The organism is Streptomyces sp. NPDC056580 (assembly GCF_042793175.1).
Lineage (GTDB): Bacteria > Actinomycetota > Actinomycetes > Streptomycetales > Streptomycetaceae > Streptomyces.
The window spans coordinates 29347-44866 of the sequence record NZ_JBHTVE010000015.1 but is presented as its reverse complement, the minus strand read 5'-3'; the positions used below and the strand labels follow the sequence as shown (position 1 = coordinate 44866).

Annotated in this window: 11 protein-coding genes; 2 read left to right on the top strand and 9 right to left on the bottom strand. The window is 73.8% G+C overall.

Translation table 11 applies throughout. The features are described from left to right. Nucleotides 1-164 precede the first annotated feature (164 nt). The gene (locus ACFQ9Z_RS29900) at nt 165-1508 is read right to left on the bottom strand and encodes a diacylglycerol/lipid kinase family protein (RefSeq protein ID WP_383025855.1); all 1344 of its coding nucleotides are present in this window, start codon (nt 1506-1508) and stop codon (nt 165-167) included. 224 nt (nt 1509-1732) lie between these two features. Between ACFQ9Z_RS29900 and ACFQ9Z_RS29895 the strand changes: the two genes are divergently transcribed. Further along, nucleotides 1733-2581, top strand: coding sequence for a patatin-like phospholipase family protein (locus ACFQ9Z_RS29895; protein WP_383025852.1), 849 nt, complete (start codon nt 1733-1735; stop codon nt 2579-2581). Nucleotides 2582-2603: 22 nt separating this feature from the next. Here the strand turns inward: ACFQ9Z_RS29895 and ACFQ9Z_RS29890 are convergent, their stop codons facing one another. Genes ACFQ9Z_RS29890 through ACFQ9Z_RS29870 form a run of 5 tightly spaced genes read right to left on the bottom strand, consistent with a single transcriptional unit; the run spans nt 2604 to nt 10509 of the window. After that, nucleotides 2604-3908: an extracellular solute-binding protein gene (locus tag ACFQ9Z_RS29890; protein ID WP_383025849.1), complete on the bottom strand. Its 1305-nt coding sequence runs from the start codon at nt 3906-3908 to the stop codon at nt 2604-2606. Further along, entirely contained in the window at nt 3905-4969 is a 1065-nt protein-coding gene (locus ACFQ9Z_RS29885) for a hypothetical protein (protein ID WP_383025845.1), read from the bottom strand. Before ACFQ9Z_RS29885 ends, ACFQ9Z_RS29890 begins: the two co-directional genes overlap by 4 nt. After that, nucleotides 4966-6498 carry a VWA domain-containing protein gene (locus ACFQ9Z_RS29880; protein WP_383025842.1) on the bottom strand — a complete coding sequence of 511 codons (1533 nt, stop codon included), beginning with the start codon at nt 6496-6498 and terminating at the stop codon, nt 4966-4968. The genes ACFQ9Z_RS29885 and ACFQ9Z_RS29880 overlap by 4 nt, the downstream gene beginning before the upstream one ends. 40 nt (nt 6499-6538) lie before the next feature. Continuing rightward, nucleotides 6539-8818: a tetratricopeptide repeat protein gene (locus ACFQ9Z_RS29875; RefSeq protein WP_383025839.1), complete on the bottom strand. Its 2280-nt coding sequence runs from the start codon at nt 8816-8818 to the stop codon at nt 6539-6541. After that, nucleotides 8815-10509 (bottom strand): trypsin-like serine peptidase, encoded by a 1695-nt coding sequence (locus ACFQ9Z_RS29870; protein ID WP_383025834.1) that lies wholly within the window; start codon nt 10507-10509, stop codon nt 8815-8817. Before ACFQ9Z_RS29870 ends, ACFQ9Z_RS29875 begins: the two co-directional genes overlap by 4 nt. A gap of 160 nt (nt 10510-10669) precedes the next feature. On the opposite strand from ACFQ9Z_RS29870, the gene ACFQ9Z_RS29865 reads away from it, so the two are divergent. Continuing rightward, entirely contained in the window at nt 10670-11005 is a 336-nt protein-coding gene (locus tag ACFQ9Z_RS29865) for a hypothetical protein (RefSeq protein WP_383025830.1), read from the top strand. A 74-nt stretch (nt 11006-11079) separates the two neighbouring features. Here the strand turns inward: ACFQ9Z_RS29865 and ACFQ9Z_RS29860 are convergent, their stop codons facing one another. The 3 genes from ACFQ9Z_RS29860 to ACFQ9Z_RS29850 are packed head-to-tail and all read right to left on the bottom strand — an operon-like array spanning nt 11080 to nt 15256. After that, nucleotides 11080-11775 (bottom strand): hypothetical protein, encoded by a 696-nt coding sequence (locus ACFQ9Z_RS29860; protein ID WP_383025827.1) that lies wholly within the window; start codon nt 11773-11775, stop codon nt 11080-11082. Then, a complete protein-coding gene (locus tag ACFQ9Z_RS29855; protein WP_383025824.1) occupies nt 11775-14783 on the bottom strand; it encodes a hypothetical protein in 3009 nt (1002 codons plus the stop codon). The genes ACFQ9Z_RS29860 and ACFQ9Z_RS29855 overlap by 1 nt, the downstream gene beginning before the upstream one ends. Further along, nucleotides 14780-15256 carry a DUF2690 domain-containing protein gene (locus ACFQ9Z_RS29850; protein ID WP_383025820.1) on the bottom strand — a complete coding sequence of 159 codons (477 nt, stop codon included), beginning with the start codon at nt 15254-15256 and terminating at the stop codon, nt 14780-14782. The genes ACFQ9Z_RS29855 and ACFQ9Z_RS29850 overlap by 4 nt, the downstream gene beginning before the upstream one ends. Nucleotides 15257-15520 lie beyond the last annotated feature (264 nt).

Below are 15520 nucleotides of genomic sequence, written 5' to 3'. Positions count from 1 at the left end.
AGACCCCCGGGGCCAGCGAAGTGACGCGGACCGGGAACGGCGGACCGGGGCGGCCCCCGCTGTCCGCCCTCGCGCCGCCGCTCGTGCGGGAGCCGGTCACGCACCTCGCCCGCCGGTCCGCGGGCCGGGGGTAAGCGGACGCCCGACGGTCCGGCCCGGCCGGGTCAGCGGGTGTCGCGGCCGGTGGCGGCGCGGCCCATCGTCATGGCCAGGCGGCGGACTTCGCGCCAGTTCATGGCCGGGGCCGTGCGGGGCGCGCCGGGGCGGTGGCGCGGCACCCGGACGCGCAGCGCGCCCGGTTCGATCCGGCAGCGCACCGGGGTGGGCAGCATCAGGGCCTCGCCGTCGACCCCGGCCGGGACGGCGGGCGCGTCGGCGTCCACCACGACCTCCCCGGCCTCGAAGGCGGTCAGCCCGCGGCTGCGTCCGCCGCGCAGCAGCAGCTCGGTCGCCTCCGTGGCGCCGTTCACATCGACGGCCAGCACGCCCAGCCGGCCCGAGTCCAGCCGGTCCCGGTGGCCCAGTCCCGCCGCGTCGTCGCCGTGGTAGGGGTTGTTGCTGACCAGGACGGCCTGGGGCCCCGTCAGGGTCCGTCCGCGGGCCCGCAGGACGAGCCGTGGGCCGGTGTGCCGGGTCAGCAGGTCGGGCAGCATCTCCAGGGTGGTACGCGCCTTGTCATCGCGGTAGGCGGGGCTCTGCACCACGGCCGCGTACACGCCGAACGAGGCGTTGTTGACGAAGACGCGCTCGGCGCCGCCGTCCGCGGGGCCCCGGCCGCCGCCGATGCGGCCGAGGTCGACGCGGAGTTCGACGCCGTCGGTCAGCGCCTCCAGGCAGGCCGCGGGGTCCTGCCGGTCGAGGCCCAGGTCCATGGCGAAGTGGTTGCGGGTGCCGGCGCTGATCACCACGAACGGGAGGCCGTGTTCGGCGGCCACCCCGGCGACCAGGGCCTGGGTGCCGTCGCCCCCCGCGACGCCGAGCAGGTCGGCCCCGCGCCGTACGGCCTGCCGGGCCAGCTCGGCCACGTCCCGCGGCGCGGCCGGGTCCAGCACCACGACCTCGGCGCCGAGTTCCCTGGCCCGCTCGGCCAGGCGGAACCTGCCGACCTTGCCGCCGCCGGAGCGCGGATTCATGATCAGGAAGGGGTGCCGGGCCCGGTCCGCCGGCCGCTCCGGCATGGCCGGCGTGCCCTCGCCGGCGAGCGCCGCCCGGCCCGCGGAGACGGCCAGCGTCCACAGGCCGAGCGAGGCCAGCACGACCCACAGCAGCCCGGCGGCGGCGTACAGGGCGAGGACGGCGAGCGGTACGGCGACCACCAGCAGCACGGCCAGCGTCCTGACCCATCCGGTGCGGCTCAGCAGCCACCACACACCGGCCGCCGTGAGCGCCAGCCCGGCCGTACCCACGGCCACCAGGAAGACGCTGCCGAGCCCGGCGAAGACCAGCAGCACCGCCACCGCCGCCGCGCCCGCCGCCAGGGCCAGACGCGCGGTCCAGCGCCTGTTCATACGGCAACCTCCCGTTCCGTCGTCCCAGGCTACGAGCGGTCACCGCGGACGGCACGTCCGCGGTGACCGGTGACGGCACGTCCGCGGTGACCGGTGACGGCACGTCCGCGCCGGCGCATGCCGGGCGGCCGGGCCGGGGCGCCCGGTGGCCACATCCGGACGGTCGCCTTCACCTCGTGTGGTGTCATTCCGGTGGATCAAGATCCGACTACCGAGGAGCAGGGATGTCCGAGGCTTTGGTGCTGGGCGGCGGCGGTGTGGGCGGGATCGCCTGGATCACCGGGGTGCTGGCGGGGCTCGCCGACGCGGGGCAGGACGTCACCGGGGCGGACCTGCTGCTCGGGACGTCCGCCGGCTCCACCGTCTCGGCGCAGCTCGGCAGCGGACTGAGCCTGGCGGAGCTGTACGCGCGCCAGGTGGACCCGGCGCTGCAGTCCGCCGAGATCATGGCCGTGATGGACCTGGAGAGGTTCGCCGCCGAGATCGGCGCCGCGACCTCCGCCAACGCCTCCGTGCCGGAGCTGCGCCGGGCCGTGGGGCGGGCGGCGCTGGCGGCGCCGACCGTGCCGGAGCCGCGGCGGCGGGCGGTGATCGAGTCGCGGCTGCCCTCGCACGGCTGGCCGGAGCGCGCGCTGCGGATCGTCGCCGTGGACGCCGAGAGCGGGGAGCCGCGGGTCTTCGACAAGGACTCGGGGGTGCCGCTGGTGGACGCGGTGGCGGCGAGCTGCGCGGTGCCGGGTGTGTGGCCGCCGGTCAGCATCGACGGCCGCCGGTACGTCGACGGCGGGGTGCGCTCGATGGCCAACCTCGACTACGTGGACGACGCCGGCGCCGACCGGGTGGTGGTGATCGTGCCGATGGGCATGACGGAGCCCTTCCCGAGCGAGCGGCCGGTGGAGCGGTCGGTGCGGGAGCTGCGCGCCCGGGGCGCCGAGGTCGTGGTCGTGGCGCCGGACGAGGCGGCGCAGGCGGCGATCGGCGACAACCCGCTGGACCCGGGCACCCGCGGCCCGGCCGCCGAGGCGGGCCGGGCGCAGGGCCGGGCGCTGCGGCTGCCCTGGCGCCACGGCTGAGGCGGGCCCGGGCCGCCTGCGCTCAGGTGCCGTGGTCGCAGACGGAGTTGAGCCAGGTCAGGCTCTCCGGGCTGCTGAGGCTGTCGAGGTTCTTCAGCAGCTCGTCCAGATGAGGTTCGCCCGGGTCGGCGAGGAAGTCGATGGTCGCCTGCGCGAACGCGTCCCGGACCTGCGGCGGCATCGCGTCGGAGGCGTCGAAGCAGTGCACGGCGCCCGGGTCGAGGAGGGTCCGGGCCAGTGAGAGGTGCCAGCCGGCGCCGCCGTCCTCGGCGGACGGCTGGGCCCCGGCGTGCACGGAGAAGCCGGACTCCTTGGCGCTCCAGGCGCGCTGGGCCCCGGCGGAGGCGAGGTGGCGGATCAGCTTCTCGGCCTGCGGGGTGGCGCGCAGCAGGGCGACCAGGTCGCCGGAGACCTCCCAGGCGTCGCCGGCGGTGGCGCCGGGGATCAGCCGGGCCGAGGGTGTGTAGCGGCCGTCGGCCTTCTTCCAGGGGTCGAGGTCACGGATGAACGAGGCCTGGTGTTCCAGCGTGCACTGCGGCGGGTCGGTGGTGACCAGCTCCGACGCCTTCTGGTACTCGGTCTTCAGGGCGCGCCGCACGAGATCGTCGGGGCCGCCGGCGCCGACCAGCCGGCCCCAGGTGGTCCAGGCCCGCTTCACCTGCCTGGACTGCCAGGGCAGCCGGCCGCGCGCCCAGCTCTCGTAGGTGCCCGGACCGTACTGCTGCAGCAGGATGTCCTCGATCCAGTCGGTGCCGGGCCAGCCGCTGGTGGCGCCGGAGCCCATGCCCAGGCACCACTGGCCGGGCCGCCGCGCGACCTCCTTCAGCGTCCCCGGACGGGTGCGGGCGGGGTACCAGACGATGCTCTTCAGGTCCGCCTTCAGCGGGAACCAGTACACGTGCCCGTTCAGGGGCGTGGCCCAGGACTCGCTGAAGTCCTTCCGGCGGATCAGGTTCTCCAGCGGCTCGAGCCGCTGCCGCCCCGCGTAGTCGGCGAGTTCGCCGGGGCCGGTGAGCACCACCACGTCGGGTGGTGTGCCGGTCTCCACGTCGGCGCTGAGCACCTGGCTCTCGGCGGAGCTGCCCTGGTAGTCGACGCGGATGTGGTTCTCCCGCTCGAAGGGGTCGATGACCGCCTCCCGGAAGTACCGCGCGTCCCTGCCGGTCCAGTTGGCCAGCAGGGTCACGGTCGGCTCGGTCCCCAGGACGCGTACGCCGGCCACGACGGCCGCCGCCAGCACGGCCAGACAGCTCACCACGACGGTGACGGTGCGGACCGCGCGGCGCCGGGTACCGGGGGCGTCCCGGCCGCTGACGGGGGCGCTCACCGGGGCCCGAACCGGTAGTCGTCGATGTGCGGCCGCAGACCGGTCTCGGTCAGTGCCATGAGCAGGACGCCTCCTATCACGATCCACGCCGAGGCCGCGGCGCGGAAGCCGGTGTGCACCAGGTACGAGGCGGTGCGCGGACCCGCGTCGGAGACGGCCTGCCCGGCCACCACCCGGTCCAGCAGGCCGCGCGTGTCGGCCATTCCCCGGTGCGTCCACACCGTGAACAGCACCAGGGTGACGAACCCGCCGGCCGTGAGCACCGCCGCGCCGATGAGCTGGCGGTTGTACCGGCGCCGGAAGCGGCGCCGCAGGAAGAGCTGGGTCTCCGCCAGGGCCGCGCCCAGTGCGAGGACGCACAGCCCGGCCACACTCCAGCCGAGCCACAGCGGCCCGCCGAAGGAGGTCTGCCGCCGCACCGCGGCCCGCTGCTGGTCCTGGAGCAGCTTCAGCCTGGCCTCTATCCCGGACTCGTCGCTCTTGAGCATGCTGGTCGCGTAGCTGAGGTAGGCCTCCCGCAGCACGCTGCCGCTGGGCTGGAGCTGGGCCTTCTGGACCATTCCGGTGTACTCGGTGATGAGACCCGCGACCGTCTGCACGGCCTGCCGTCCGGCCGGTCCGCCCACGTCGTCGGCGGCGGCCTGGGCGAGGCTCTGCGCGGCCACCGAGATCTGCTTCTGGAACTCGCTGGTGGACGGGGTCGCCCCGGTCGCGTCCGCCTCCGCCTCGCCGAGCGCGTACAGCGCGGTGTCGATCGAGACGACGGCGGGCGCGCTGGAGGTGCGCAGCGGGCCCGCGTCCCCGTGCACGCCCTGGTAGGAGGCGAACAGGGACACGGTGAGCAGGGCGGACAGGGCCAGCAGCAGCCGTCGGCGCACGGCGAGGTCGTAGGCGGTGGTGCTGCCGCCGTCCGCCGGCCGCCGCCCGGCGCCGAGCAGGCGGCCGAGCAGGCGGGGCAGCGGAGCGCGGTCGCGTGGGACCGTCGTGCGGCGCGCGGGCAGCGGGCCGCCGGGTGACCGGCCCCGCTCCGTGCGCGCCGCCGGCTCCCCCGCGGCGCTCACGCCGTCCCCCTCAGCAGGCGGCCGCACTCGCCCCCGCAGTAGACCGAGTCGGCCGGGCCGAGCCAGGCGCAGTCCGGGCACTCGACCAGGTCGTCGGACCCGGCCGGGGCGAGCGGCCCGGGTTCCGGCGGGGCCGCGGCGGCGGGCGGCGGCCCGGCCGGCGGTGGCTGCGGCGGTGTCGTCATGGCGCTGGAGAGGATCAGGTGCTGCCAGTCGACGTCCTTCAGGCCGTCCCGGACCCGGCCCGCGCCCGGGCCGGCCTCGATCCGGCGCAGGGCGGCGAGCAGTTGGGCGTCGCCCAGTTCCCCGGCCAGGGACAGCGCCCTGGCGAGGGCGCGGTCCGCCTCCGCCCTGCCCTCGGCGCGGCGCAGCCAGGCCCGGTAGGCCCGGGCCACGGCCGCGCTGGTCTGCTGGTACAGCTCGTGGCGGCGGACCCCGGGATGCCGCTGGGAGGCGTCGAGCGGGTTGTCGGTCCAGCGGACCAGCACGGGCCGCGGTTCGGGCAGCCGCACCGGGTGCCCGAAGTCGGGTACGGCCACCTCCACGGCGGCGAGCTGGAGGTCCTCGCCGGTCTCGCGGCCGGCCGGGTCGGCGGTCAGCACGACCTGGAAGTGCCGGGTCTCCTCGCCCCAGGCGCGGGTGACGTACTCGGCGCCGCGCTCGCCCAGGGCGCTCTCCGCGGGCTGGAGTTCCAGCTCGCCCGGCACCACCTGTTTGACCTGGCGGATCACCGTGCCGGGGGTCGGGGTGAGCCGGATGCGCAGCTCGGGGACCGCCGTGCCGAGCAGCGCGTTCATCAGCTCCTCGTACGCGGCCGGGAGTTCCGACTCGCGGCGGACCGCGCCGGCCCGGCCGTGCAGCCGCCGGGTGATGCGCAGCAGGAGGTCGGCGTCCCAGTCGTCGCCGATCCCCCAGGCGTCGCAGACGAACCGTCCGTCGCAGGCCTCCAGGGCGGTGTCCAGGGACATCGCGGCCCGGTGGTCGTGTTCGTTCCGCCCGTCGGTGAGCAGCAGTACGTGCTTGACCGGCGCGGACTGCTTGGTCAGCAGCCGCCGGGCCAGGTCGAGCCAGTGTCCGATGGCGGTGCCGCCGTCCGCGTCCAGCAGCCGTACGGCGCGCTCGGCCGCCGCGCTCTCGGCGGGTCCGGCGACGGCCATCGTCTCCTGGCCGGGTCCGGGATGGACCACCGAGGCGTCGAACCGGCCGGACAGCACGGCGAAGGCGGAGCCCTCCGGGAGCAGCCGCAGGGCCGCCGCCGTGGCGTCCTTGGCGGCGTGCAGCTTGGCCGCCGGGTGCAGCATGGAGCGGGAGGTGTCGACGATCAGCACCTCGGCGAGCGCGGGCCCGGCGCCGCGGGCGGGGCCGGCGGCGAGCGGGGCGCCCCCGCCGCTGACGCCGATCTCCAGGATGGCGTGCATCTCCCGGACGCGGGGCCGCCCCGCCGCCGGCGCCACGGGCAGCTCCTTGTTCTGGCCGACGGCGAGGGTCACCTCGATCTCCCCGGCGCTCTCCGTGCTCCCCGTGCTCATCGCCGCCTCCTCTCGCGCTTCCCGGGTCCGGTCGGTGTGCTCAGAACGTGGTCATCGGCCGTACGGCATGGGCCAGATCGAGCAGTCGGCCGTGCTCCGCGGCGTTGCCCGCCTGCGCGGCGAGCTGCCGGAAGGACTGCTCCAGCAGGGCGCGCAGCGGGTTCTCGGCGCCGGATCCGAGCAGCTCGCCGGCCGGGAAGTCGGGACCCCAGCCCTGTTCGGGGCGGCAGTGCAGGACGTTCTCCCGGACTTCGGCGACCAGCCGGGCCCGCGACCCGCCGTCGGCGGCGCCGCCGTCCAGGTGCAGCTCCGGCAGCCGCCGTACGGCGTCCCGCAGGTCGGCCGGCGTGGGCGGGCGGCCGTGCAGGAGACCGGCGCGGATGCGTACGGCCGCGATGCGGGCGGCGTCGTAGTGGCGGGACGTGGCGGGCACGTCGTCGAGGACGTGGACGGCCGCGTCCCGGTCGCCGGCGGCCAGATGGCCGCGGGCCAGTCCGAACGCTGCGGCGGTGTGCGCGAAGTCCCGTGCCCAGACGGCCTCGTAGAACCGCATCGCGCGGCCCTGGCCCCGGTCTGCGGCGTGTTCGGCGCAGTGGCCGAGGGCGAGCTTGGGCACGTACTCGCCGGGCAGCGCCCGGTAGACGGCCTCGAAGCAGCTTCCGGCCTGACGTACCTCGGCCTTGCTCAGGTGCAGTACGCCCCGGTGCCAGGCGATGCGCCAGTCGTAGGCGGCGGAGCGTTCGCCGAGCAGCGTCTCGGCCTCGGCCAGCCAGCTCTCCGCCTCGCCCTGTTCGCCCTTGCGCAGATAGGCGCGGCACAGCCAGAGCGCGGTCTCGGGGGTGCCCAGGCGGGACTCGCGGGGCCACTGCCGGGCGACCCGGTCGGGGGCGTCGGGCGGGAAGGTGTCGAGCAGCAGGGCTGCGCCGTCTTCGGGGTCGGGGACCGGTTCCGGGAGGGCGCCGGCGACCTGGGCGGGCGGCGGCGGCGACACGTCCAGCGCGGCGGGCTCTCCGCCGGGGCGGCCGGTCCAGTGGTCCAGGGCGGGGATGGCGCCGAGCCCGGCGTCCAGTCCGGCCTCGGAGGCGCGGAACCGGGTGGAGCTCTCCGGCAGTTGCTCGCCGAACTGCAGCGACCGGAACTCCCGCAGCACCTCCCAGAGCTGACGGGACATCTCTGCGGCGGACCGGAACCGGGCGCGGGGTTCGCGGTGGGTGGCGCGGTCGACGACGCGGCGGAAGGAGTCGGGGGCGAGCCCGCGGGCGGGTTCGGCGCCCCGGGCCAGGGCCTGGAGGGTCATCCCGACGGTGTAGAGGTCGCTGTCGACGTGCCAGCCCCGGCTGTCGATCTCCTCCTTCGGCGGGGCGAAGGTCGGGGTGTAGACGTAGGCGGAGGCGCGGTCGCCGATCGCGCGGACCGCGCCGAGGTCGATGACCTTGATCGCCCGGCCGAAGTGGATGACGTTGGCGGGCTTCATGTCGCAGTAGAGCAGGCCGCGTTCGTGCATGTACTGCAGGGCGCCGAGGATCTTGCAGCCGTAGGTGAGCACGTGGTCGAGGCGGGGCCGGCCCTGGAAGATCCGCTCGGCGTCGTCGGCGTCGAAGAGCTGCTGCAGGGAGCGGCCTGCGATGTAGTCCATGACGAGGTGGCCGGTGGGCGAGCGGCCGGCGGCCTGGTGTTCGGCGTAGGTGATGATGCGGACGATGTCGGGGTGGTGCAGGTCGGTGAGCGAGCGGCGCTCCTCGACGGCGTTGCGGCGGGCGAGCGCGTCGTGCACGTTGATCAGGCCCTTGAGGACGACGCGGTAGCCATCGGCGCGGGTGTCCTCGGCGAGGTGGATCCAGCCGAGGCCGCCGCGGGCCAGGCAGCCGAGGATCCGGTAGTGGCCGGCGACCACGTCGCCCTTCTCCAGCTGGGGCAGGAAGGAGTAGTGGGTGCCGCAGCGCGGGCAGCGGCCGGTGGCGCGGGCGGGCTGGCCGCCGTAGCCGACGCCGATGGTCATCGTGCAGCCGTTCGCGCCGCAGCGGCGGCCGCCGGCGGGCGGCCGGGGGTCCTCGACGAGTCCGCCCTCGGGGACGGGCACGTCGGGCAGCAGGACCAGTCCGTGCTGGTCGAGTTCGCCCACCCCGGCCACGACGTGCACCGGGGCCGGGGTGGGCGGCTCCTCGGCGCCGGCGCCCGCGCCCGGCCCGGGGGCCGGCGGCTCGGGGCGTTGTCCGGTGCGCCGGCCCGCCGCCGGCTCCTGGTGGCGGTGGCCGCAGGTGTCGCAGTAGCCGGTGGCCATGACGTGGCCGGCGCAGCCGGGCCGCAGGCACGAGGTCATCGGGCGCCGCCCCCGTTCCCGGAGGCGGTCGCCGAGCAGAAGCCGACGAACCGCTCCGCGGCGCGCTCCGCCTCGGCGACGTCGCAGGGGGTCTGCCGCAGCAGGGACAGGGCGCGTTCGTAGAGCCGGTAGGCCTCCATGACCCGGTCGTCCCCGGACCCGGCACGCTGTCGGCACAGCGGCCACTCGGCGGTGACCCGGCCGAGGAGCTCCTCCCGGCGGCGCAGCCGGGAGTCGAGCGCGTCCAGCGCCTGCTCCAGCCGCTGCCGGCGGCGCTCGGCGGCGTCCTCGAAGGTGAACAGCAGGTCGGCGCGCCCGGGTTCGCGTTCCCGTTCGGGGGTGTGGGCGACCCATTCGCGCAGCATCCGGGTGCGCCGTACGCCGGCCTCGGCCTGGTCCAGCAGCAGCCGCGTGCCGGGGTCGGCCAGCACCCGGTCCCGGCGCTCGTCCAGCGCGGGGCCCAGCTCGTCGACGATGTGGTCGAGTTCGCTGCCGAGCCGGCTCCAGCGGCCGTGCAGCGGCCGCCGCACGAAGGACTCGGCCGCCTGGTCCGCGCGGCCGCCCCGGCGGCGGAAGACCAGCAGCAGCCGGGCGCCCTGCTGGGCGAGCCGTTCCAGCAGGGCGAGCAGGTCGTCGGGGTCGGCGGCCCGGTCGACGCCGGCCAGTACGGCGGCGAGTGGGACGCGCAGGGCGCCGAGCCGCTCCGGCCGGGGGTCGCCGCTGATGCCGAGCCGTTCGGCGATCCGGCGCATGACCTGGCCGGCCGTCAGGTCGGCGACGTCCAGCGCCAGGTCGTGTCCGCCGGCCGGGGGCACGGTCTCGGGCGGGTCGTGGGTGAAGGCGCTGGTGGTCTGCCGGGTGCGCAGTTCGCGGTCGGCCAGGGTGACCGCGCGGGCGAGGGTCCAGGCGCGTGCGCCGCGCGTGGGGACGACCGTGACCAGCACCGGCCAGCCCTCGCCCCGGAACCAGGAGGCGAGTTCGGTGGCGAAGGGCACGTCGAGCCGGCCCGCGGCGGGCGTCGCCGTGCTGCGCAGCGCGGGGTCCACGGCCTCGGCGCCGGCGCTCCAGGCGGCGGCCTGCGGCAGGTGGCTCAGCACGGTCTCGGTGGGGCTCATGTAGCTGAAGACGGAGCCGGACCCCTGGTCGACGCTGAGCACGATCCCGATGACCTGGTCGGTCTCGTGGTCGATCACCGGCCCGCCGCTGAAGCCGGGCAGGGCCAGTTCGCCCGGCGTCTGCGGGCGCAGCTGCACCTGGCTGTCCCGGCCGCGGGCGGCGACCAGGGTGGCGCCGTGCCAGCGTCCGCCGGCGTCGCCGTCCGGGAAGCCGTACATGCTCACCGGCCCGTGCGGCGCGGCGAGCCGGTGCAGCCGGGTGGTGTGCTCGGCGGGCAGTGGCTCGGCCAGCCGCAGCAGGGCCAGGTCGCCGCTGCGGTCGCCGAAGGCGTCCTCGCGCTGCGGCACGTGCTCGTCCGGGCGGACCGTGGCGGCCACGCCGGGTACGCCGGGCACGCCGAGGAAGTGGACGACGTAGGGCCGGCCGGGGCTGACGACGTGGGCGGCGGTGAGCACCCGGTCGGGCGCGAGCAGCACCCCCGCTCCGAGCACCAGCCCGTCCGGTTCCCCGATGCGGGCGATCCAGGACGGTATCCGTAACCGTGACTTGACGGCTCGCTCCCCCGTGCGCGTCATGTCAGCCGAGGTTACTCCGCGTGGCCTCTCGGTACCACTGGTGTGCACGGGGTCTTCGCGTCGGAGCGGCCGGGCAGGGGAACGGGCGTCCGCCCTCCATGATTGGCACGTACATGCCGTAAGATGCGCCCGCCTGCGGTCCATGCGGAAGAAGAGAGTCGTGAAGAAAGCGCGTACATGTCTCGCCTTGGTGGCGTGCACCTTGCTGGCCACCTCCTGCGGTGGTGACGACACGTCCATCGACACGTCCCGCCTGACGGCCCCGCAGCGGGAATGGGTCGAGTTCTCCTACGCGCATGAGAAGAACGACGAGATCAAGCGGGCGTGGGAGGACCTGAGCGCCGAAGGCGTCAAGTCCTACCTCGCACGCCAGCGCCCGCGTCTGTGCGGCGACACCGCGGCGCTGATGCAGAGCCTGAAGGAATCGGGCTACACGGCCGAGGAGATGCAGGAGTACAAGGACAAGAGCGAGGAGCTGATCTGCTCGCACCCCTAGGGTCCAGGGTCCGGATCACGCCGGGGAGGCCCCCGCCGATGACGGCAGGGGCCTCCTCTTCCGGGGTCCGGCTGTCAGCCGGACGCCACCGCGCCTCCGAGGATCCGCAGCGAGTACTTGTCGTACGCCCGGTGCAGCACCATCGTCACCGGCCCCGAGGTGAACACCCCGCTGACGACGTACTCCTTCTTGTTCCCCGTCTCGGCGACCTTCCTGGCGTACAGGGAGTCGGTCTCCTTCTTCGCCCGGGCGAGCCACGAGGACGCCTTGCCGTGGTCGACCCCGGCCACGTCGATCCCCGCGCAGGCGGCGAGGAAGCCGAAGCCACCGGACCGGCCGGTGCCGGTCCGGCACAGCAGGGACGACATGTTCTCGTGATCGGCGTATCCGGCGGAAAGCGTCATGCCGTTCCCGCCGCGCCCGTTGACGTAGGTCCTCTTTCCGCCGTCGGGCATCTCCTGCTCGACGGGTTCGTCCAGCTTCAGCTTCCAGTCCGCGGCGAGTCCGGCGAGGAACTCCTTGCCGGTGTATCCGCGCGTCATGGTGCTCGCCGCGCCGAATGCGGGCCGCTTGTCGCCGGTCACCGCGTGCTCGGGCAGATCGGCGGCGCGCGGCGGGGTCCGCGGCGTGGCCGACGCGGAGGGCCGCGCCGCGGCACTCGGGCGGCCGGAGGCCGTGGCGCCGGGGCCGTCGCCGCTGCAGGAGGCGGCTCCCGCCGTGCCGATGAAGACCGTCATCAGCACGGCGGGAACGCGGAGGGCGGCGCGCATCACACTCCACCGTCGTTGAGGTTGCACGCGCCGGGATCGGCGTAGTTGAACGGGACGAAGGCGATCGCGTCGAACACGACGTTGTCGTCCCCGGTGCCGGCGTCGTGGAGGTTGTCCGCCTCGATCCGGCCGCCCTTCCAGAAGGAGAAGGTGCCCATCTCGAACCAGGTGTCCTTGCCCGCGCTGCGGGTGGCCTGGTTGACCCGGCAGTAGTCGGGCTTGGCGCCGATCGTGTTGTCGCCCGGGATGAAGTTGTACCGGACGATCGCTTCCGCGCCGTGGCTGGGCAGGTGCAGGAAGACCTTGTAGCGCCGGCCGGGCTGGTCGCCGGACGGCAGCTTGGCCTGGTTGACCTCCCACCGGCCGGTGATCTTGTGGAAGTAGTCGGTGTCGCCGTAGCTGTGGGTGAAGAAGACGTGGTGGTCGTACCCGGCGCCGAGCTGGTGGAGGTCGATGGGGGCCAGGTACGGGGTGGCGCGGAACGTCCCGTCGTCCCTCAGCGTGGTGATGTTGTCACCGGCCTGGAGGGTGAACTTGCCGTCGTCGGCGGCCTCGAAGTCCCCGCAGCCGTAGGTGTTCTCGTGCTCGCCGAGGTCGTCGACGACGATGGCGTTGGGGTAGACGCTCGGGTGGTCGATGCACGGGCCGTGCTCGTACTTGCTCTTGAGCTCGGGCTCGCCGGAGCCGAGCGAGTAGCTGAGCTTCTCGGTGGTGGAGTTGTCGGTGCTCTGCGGCCCCATCCAGTCCACGGTGCCGTCCCAGTAGCACTGCGCGTCCCAGCTCGGGCACGGGTCGGCCGCGTCCGGGTCGCACGCGTTGAGGGACGGGTCGCAGAACAGGGTGCGCGGGGGGACCTTGATGACGCCGAACGGCATGTCCGGCTCGGAGTAGGACTCCTCCGCGTCCCAGGTCATCTGCGGGACTTCTGCCCAGCCGAAGATCTTCTCCGGGTAGTTCCAGTCGCCGGGGTGGGAGGCGTCGTCGTAGCTGTAGCGCAGGAACGGCTGCCGGTCGGCCGGGTAGCGCGGGTTGATCGGGTTGTTGAAGAAGCCCAGGCCGACGGAGCCGGAGGTGTAGACGCCGGAGTTGTAGCCCCACAGCGCCGTGTACCAGTTCTCGATGTACGCCGGGCTGCCGCCGTTGACGTTCATGCCCAGCGCCTTGAGCTGGTTCCACTTCTCGGCCAGGATCCCCAGGCCGGCGGCGATGTTCGCCGCGTAGTCCGTGGTGACGGCGCCGGCGTGCAGCGCGTCGAGCTGCTCGTCGTGCTTCTCCGACATGCCGGTCGTCACCTGGGCGATGCCGTAACCGCAGTCGGCCTTCTCCCGGTCGGGGTAGCCGTGGATGCCGTTCTCGTTGCCGTACCAGTCGGACTTGGTGACGTTGCCCGAGTCACCGTTCATGGAGTGCCAGGACGCCTGCTTGAAGTTGGACTCCTGGGCGAGGATGCCCAGCATGACCTGTGCGGGGATGTCCCCTCCGCCGGTCAGCTTCGGCTTGGGGAACAGGCCCTGCGGGGTGTAGGCGCCGAGACCGGTGTCGTGCCAGTCGGCCGGGCGGGACACCGTCAGATCGCCGTGCACGGCCTGGTCGACCGCCCACTCGACCATGTTGGCGCTGGGCTGGAGCGCCTGGCGCTTGGGGTCGTTGCGCTTGACGATGCAGGGGGTCTCCATCTCCCCGACCTTGCCCCAGACCGGGGCGCCGGATCCGGACAGGCACTGCGACTCCGGGCCGCCCTCGCCGCAGGTGGCGGGGTCCTGGTCGTCGGGTCCGGCCATGGCGAAGGCGGCCGGGTCCATCGGCGAGGTGTCCGGCTTCGGCCGCCTGCGGTCGGCGTCCACAAGCGCGGTCGCCCTGGCGCCGGTCCGCAGCGCGGTCGCCTTGACGGTCAGCGTGCCGGCGCCCTTCTTCGAGGGCGAGCCGATGCCGGTGGTGATGCCCTTCATCTGCTCGGAGAACACCGAGTTGGTCACCAGGTGGCCCTGGCGGGAGATCCCGGCCACCCGGCCGGGCACGGCGTGCTTGGCCAGCCCCGGGGCCTTGCTGGTGTCGATGTCCTTCACATCGCCGACGACCGCGTCGCCGCCGGCCACCGGAAGGAGCTTGACGTTCCCCTTGGGGGCGCGGCCCAGTTCGGTGAAGTGCCTGCCGTCGAAACGGGAGATGACGCTGCTGGTGCCGTCGACGGTGCCGACGTCCACGGCGCCGTTCTTCGAGGCGGCCAGCGCGAACATCGGCCCGGGCACCGCGGCGAGCTTGCGGGCCGACAGCTTCTTGCCGTTGCCCTTCAGGTCGACGAGGTCGCCGCCGAGCACACCCACCGTGCCTTTTGATGTGGGCATGACATGCGTGAGATAGCCGCCGACCGTGCGGCGGGAGGACACCGATCCCCTGGCCGCGTCGACCGATATCACCGTCGTCGAGCCGGCCGACCTGTCGGTGGCCGAACTGGAGGTGAAGGCCACCTCGTCGCCCGTCCCGCAGCCCGGCGTGAAGTAGGCCAGCTGCACCCGGTCGGGAATCTCGGTGACCTTGCCGTCGGACAGACGGATCACCGCGGCGAAGGCGCCGCTCTCGTACGCGCCCGGCTCGTTGGACCAGGCCGACGGGGCGTAGACCGCCGCCGCGTAGTTCCCCGACCCCGTGGTGCAGACGTAGCCCGTCCAGGGGCCCACCTCGGACAGTTCCGTGCGGTGCAGGCGGGCGATCTCGTAGAAGGAGAACCCGTCGCCCTCCCGCGCCGCGAGGATGTGCAGGCCCTCGGCGTCACCGGTGGCCTGCACGATCTCGTCCGCCGACGATGCGTAACCCGCACCCAGGTCCTTGCCGGGCGCGGAGAACAGGCGGGGTGTCGTGCCGTCGGCGGCGGCCGGGGCCGTCCGCACCGTGGCGTCCGAGGGAGCCAGCGGGACCAGGGCCGCGGTCGCCGCCACCACGCTCAGGGCCAGCAACGGGTTCGTGGAGAGATGTCTCCGGAAACCTCTTCTGCGCATCATCTTCCTCATATCCAGTCCGTGCACAGGCCGTGCAGGAGCGGAAGGCTGGCGTCGTTGTTGTTCTTGACGTACCTCAGCGGCGCGGGGTCGTACTGGGAATCGATGTCGTTCCAGCACGCCTTCGCCGTGGTGGTCTTCCAGTTCTGCATCTTGGTGTAGGCGCCCGCCACACCGTCCGCGAGAAGGCCCGTCGTGTCGTAGTCCTCGATGCCGCCGTCGGATTCACGGGTCGTCCACAGCGTCCCGTACACGTAGTCGGGGGACGTGTCGAGGTCGCGCGAGATCTTCGCCCAGACCCCCTGGCACTTCGGCGACCACATCAGCCGGACCGCGACCGATTCGTCCGGCTCCGTCACCTGCTGGAGGATCTCGGCGTCGTCGTCGCACCCCATCTGTATGGGGTCCTTGCCCGCACACGTGGATCGCCAGCAGTCCGCCGCGGCCGCCGGTGACGCCTGAATTCCCTGAAATGCTCCGGCCATCAGCGTCAGGGCAGCCGCCGTCGGCCCCCATTTACGTATGCCATGCACACATATCTCCTCAGAAGTTCCATGACCGTGCCACATGAAACGCGGCACGGATAACGCGCAGCTTACGCGAACGCACGCTCGGTGCAAGGCAGTTACGAGCCCTCGACCTGCACGTTCTCCGATTCGGAGGAGTTTTGGCGGCACAATCTCTTTTCCCGCGCTTTACATCGACAGGCACGACGTTCCGGCGGATCACGGTGCCGAACCACCAGAACG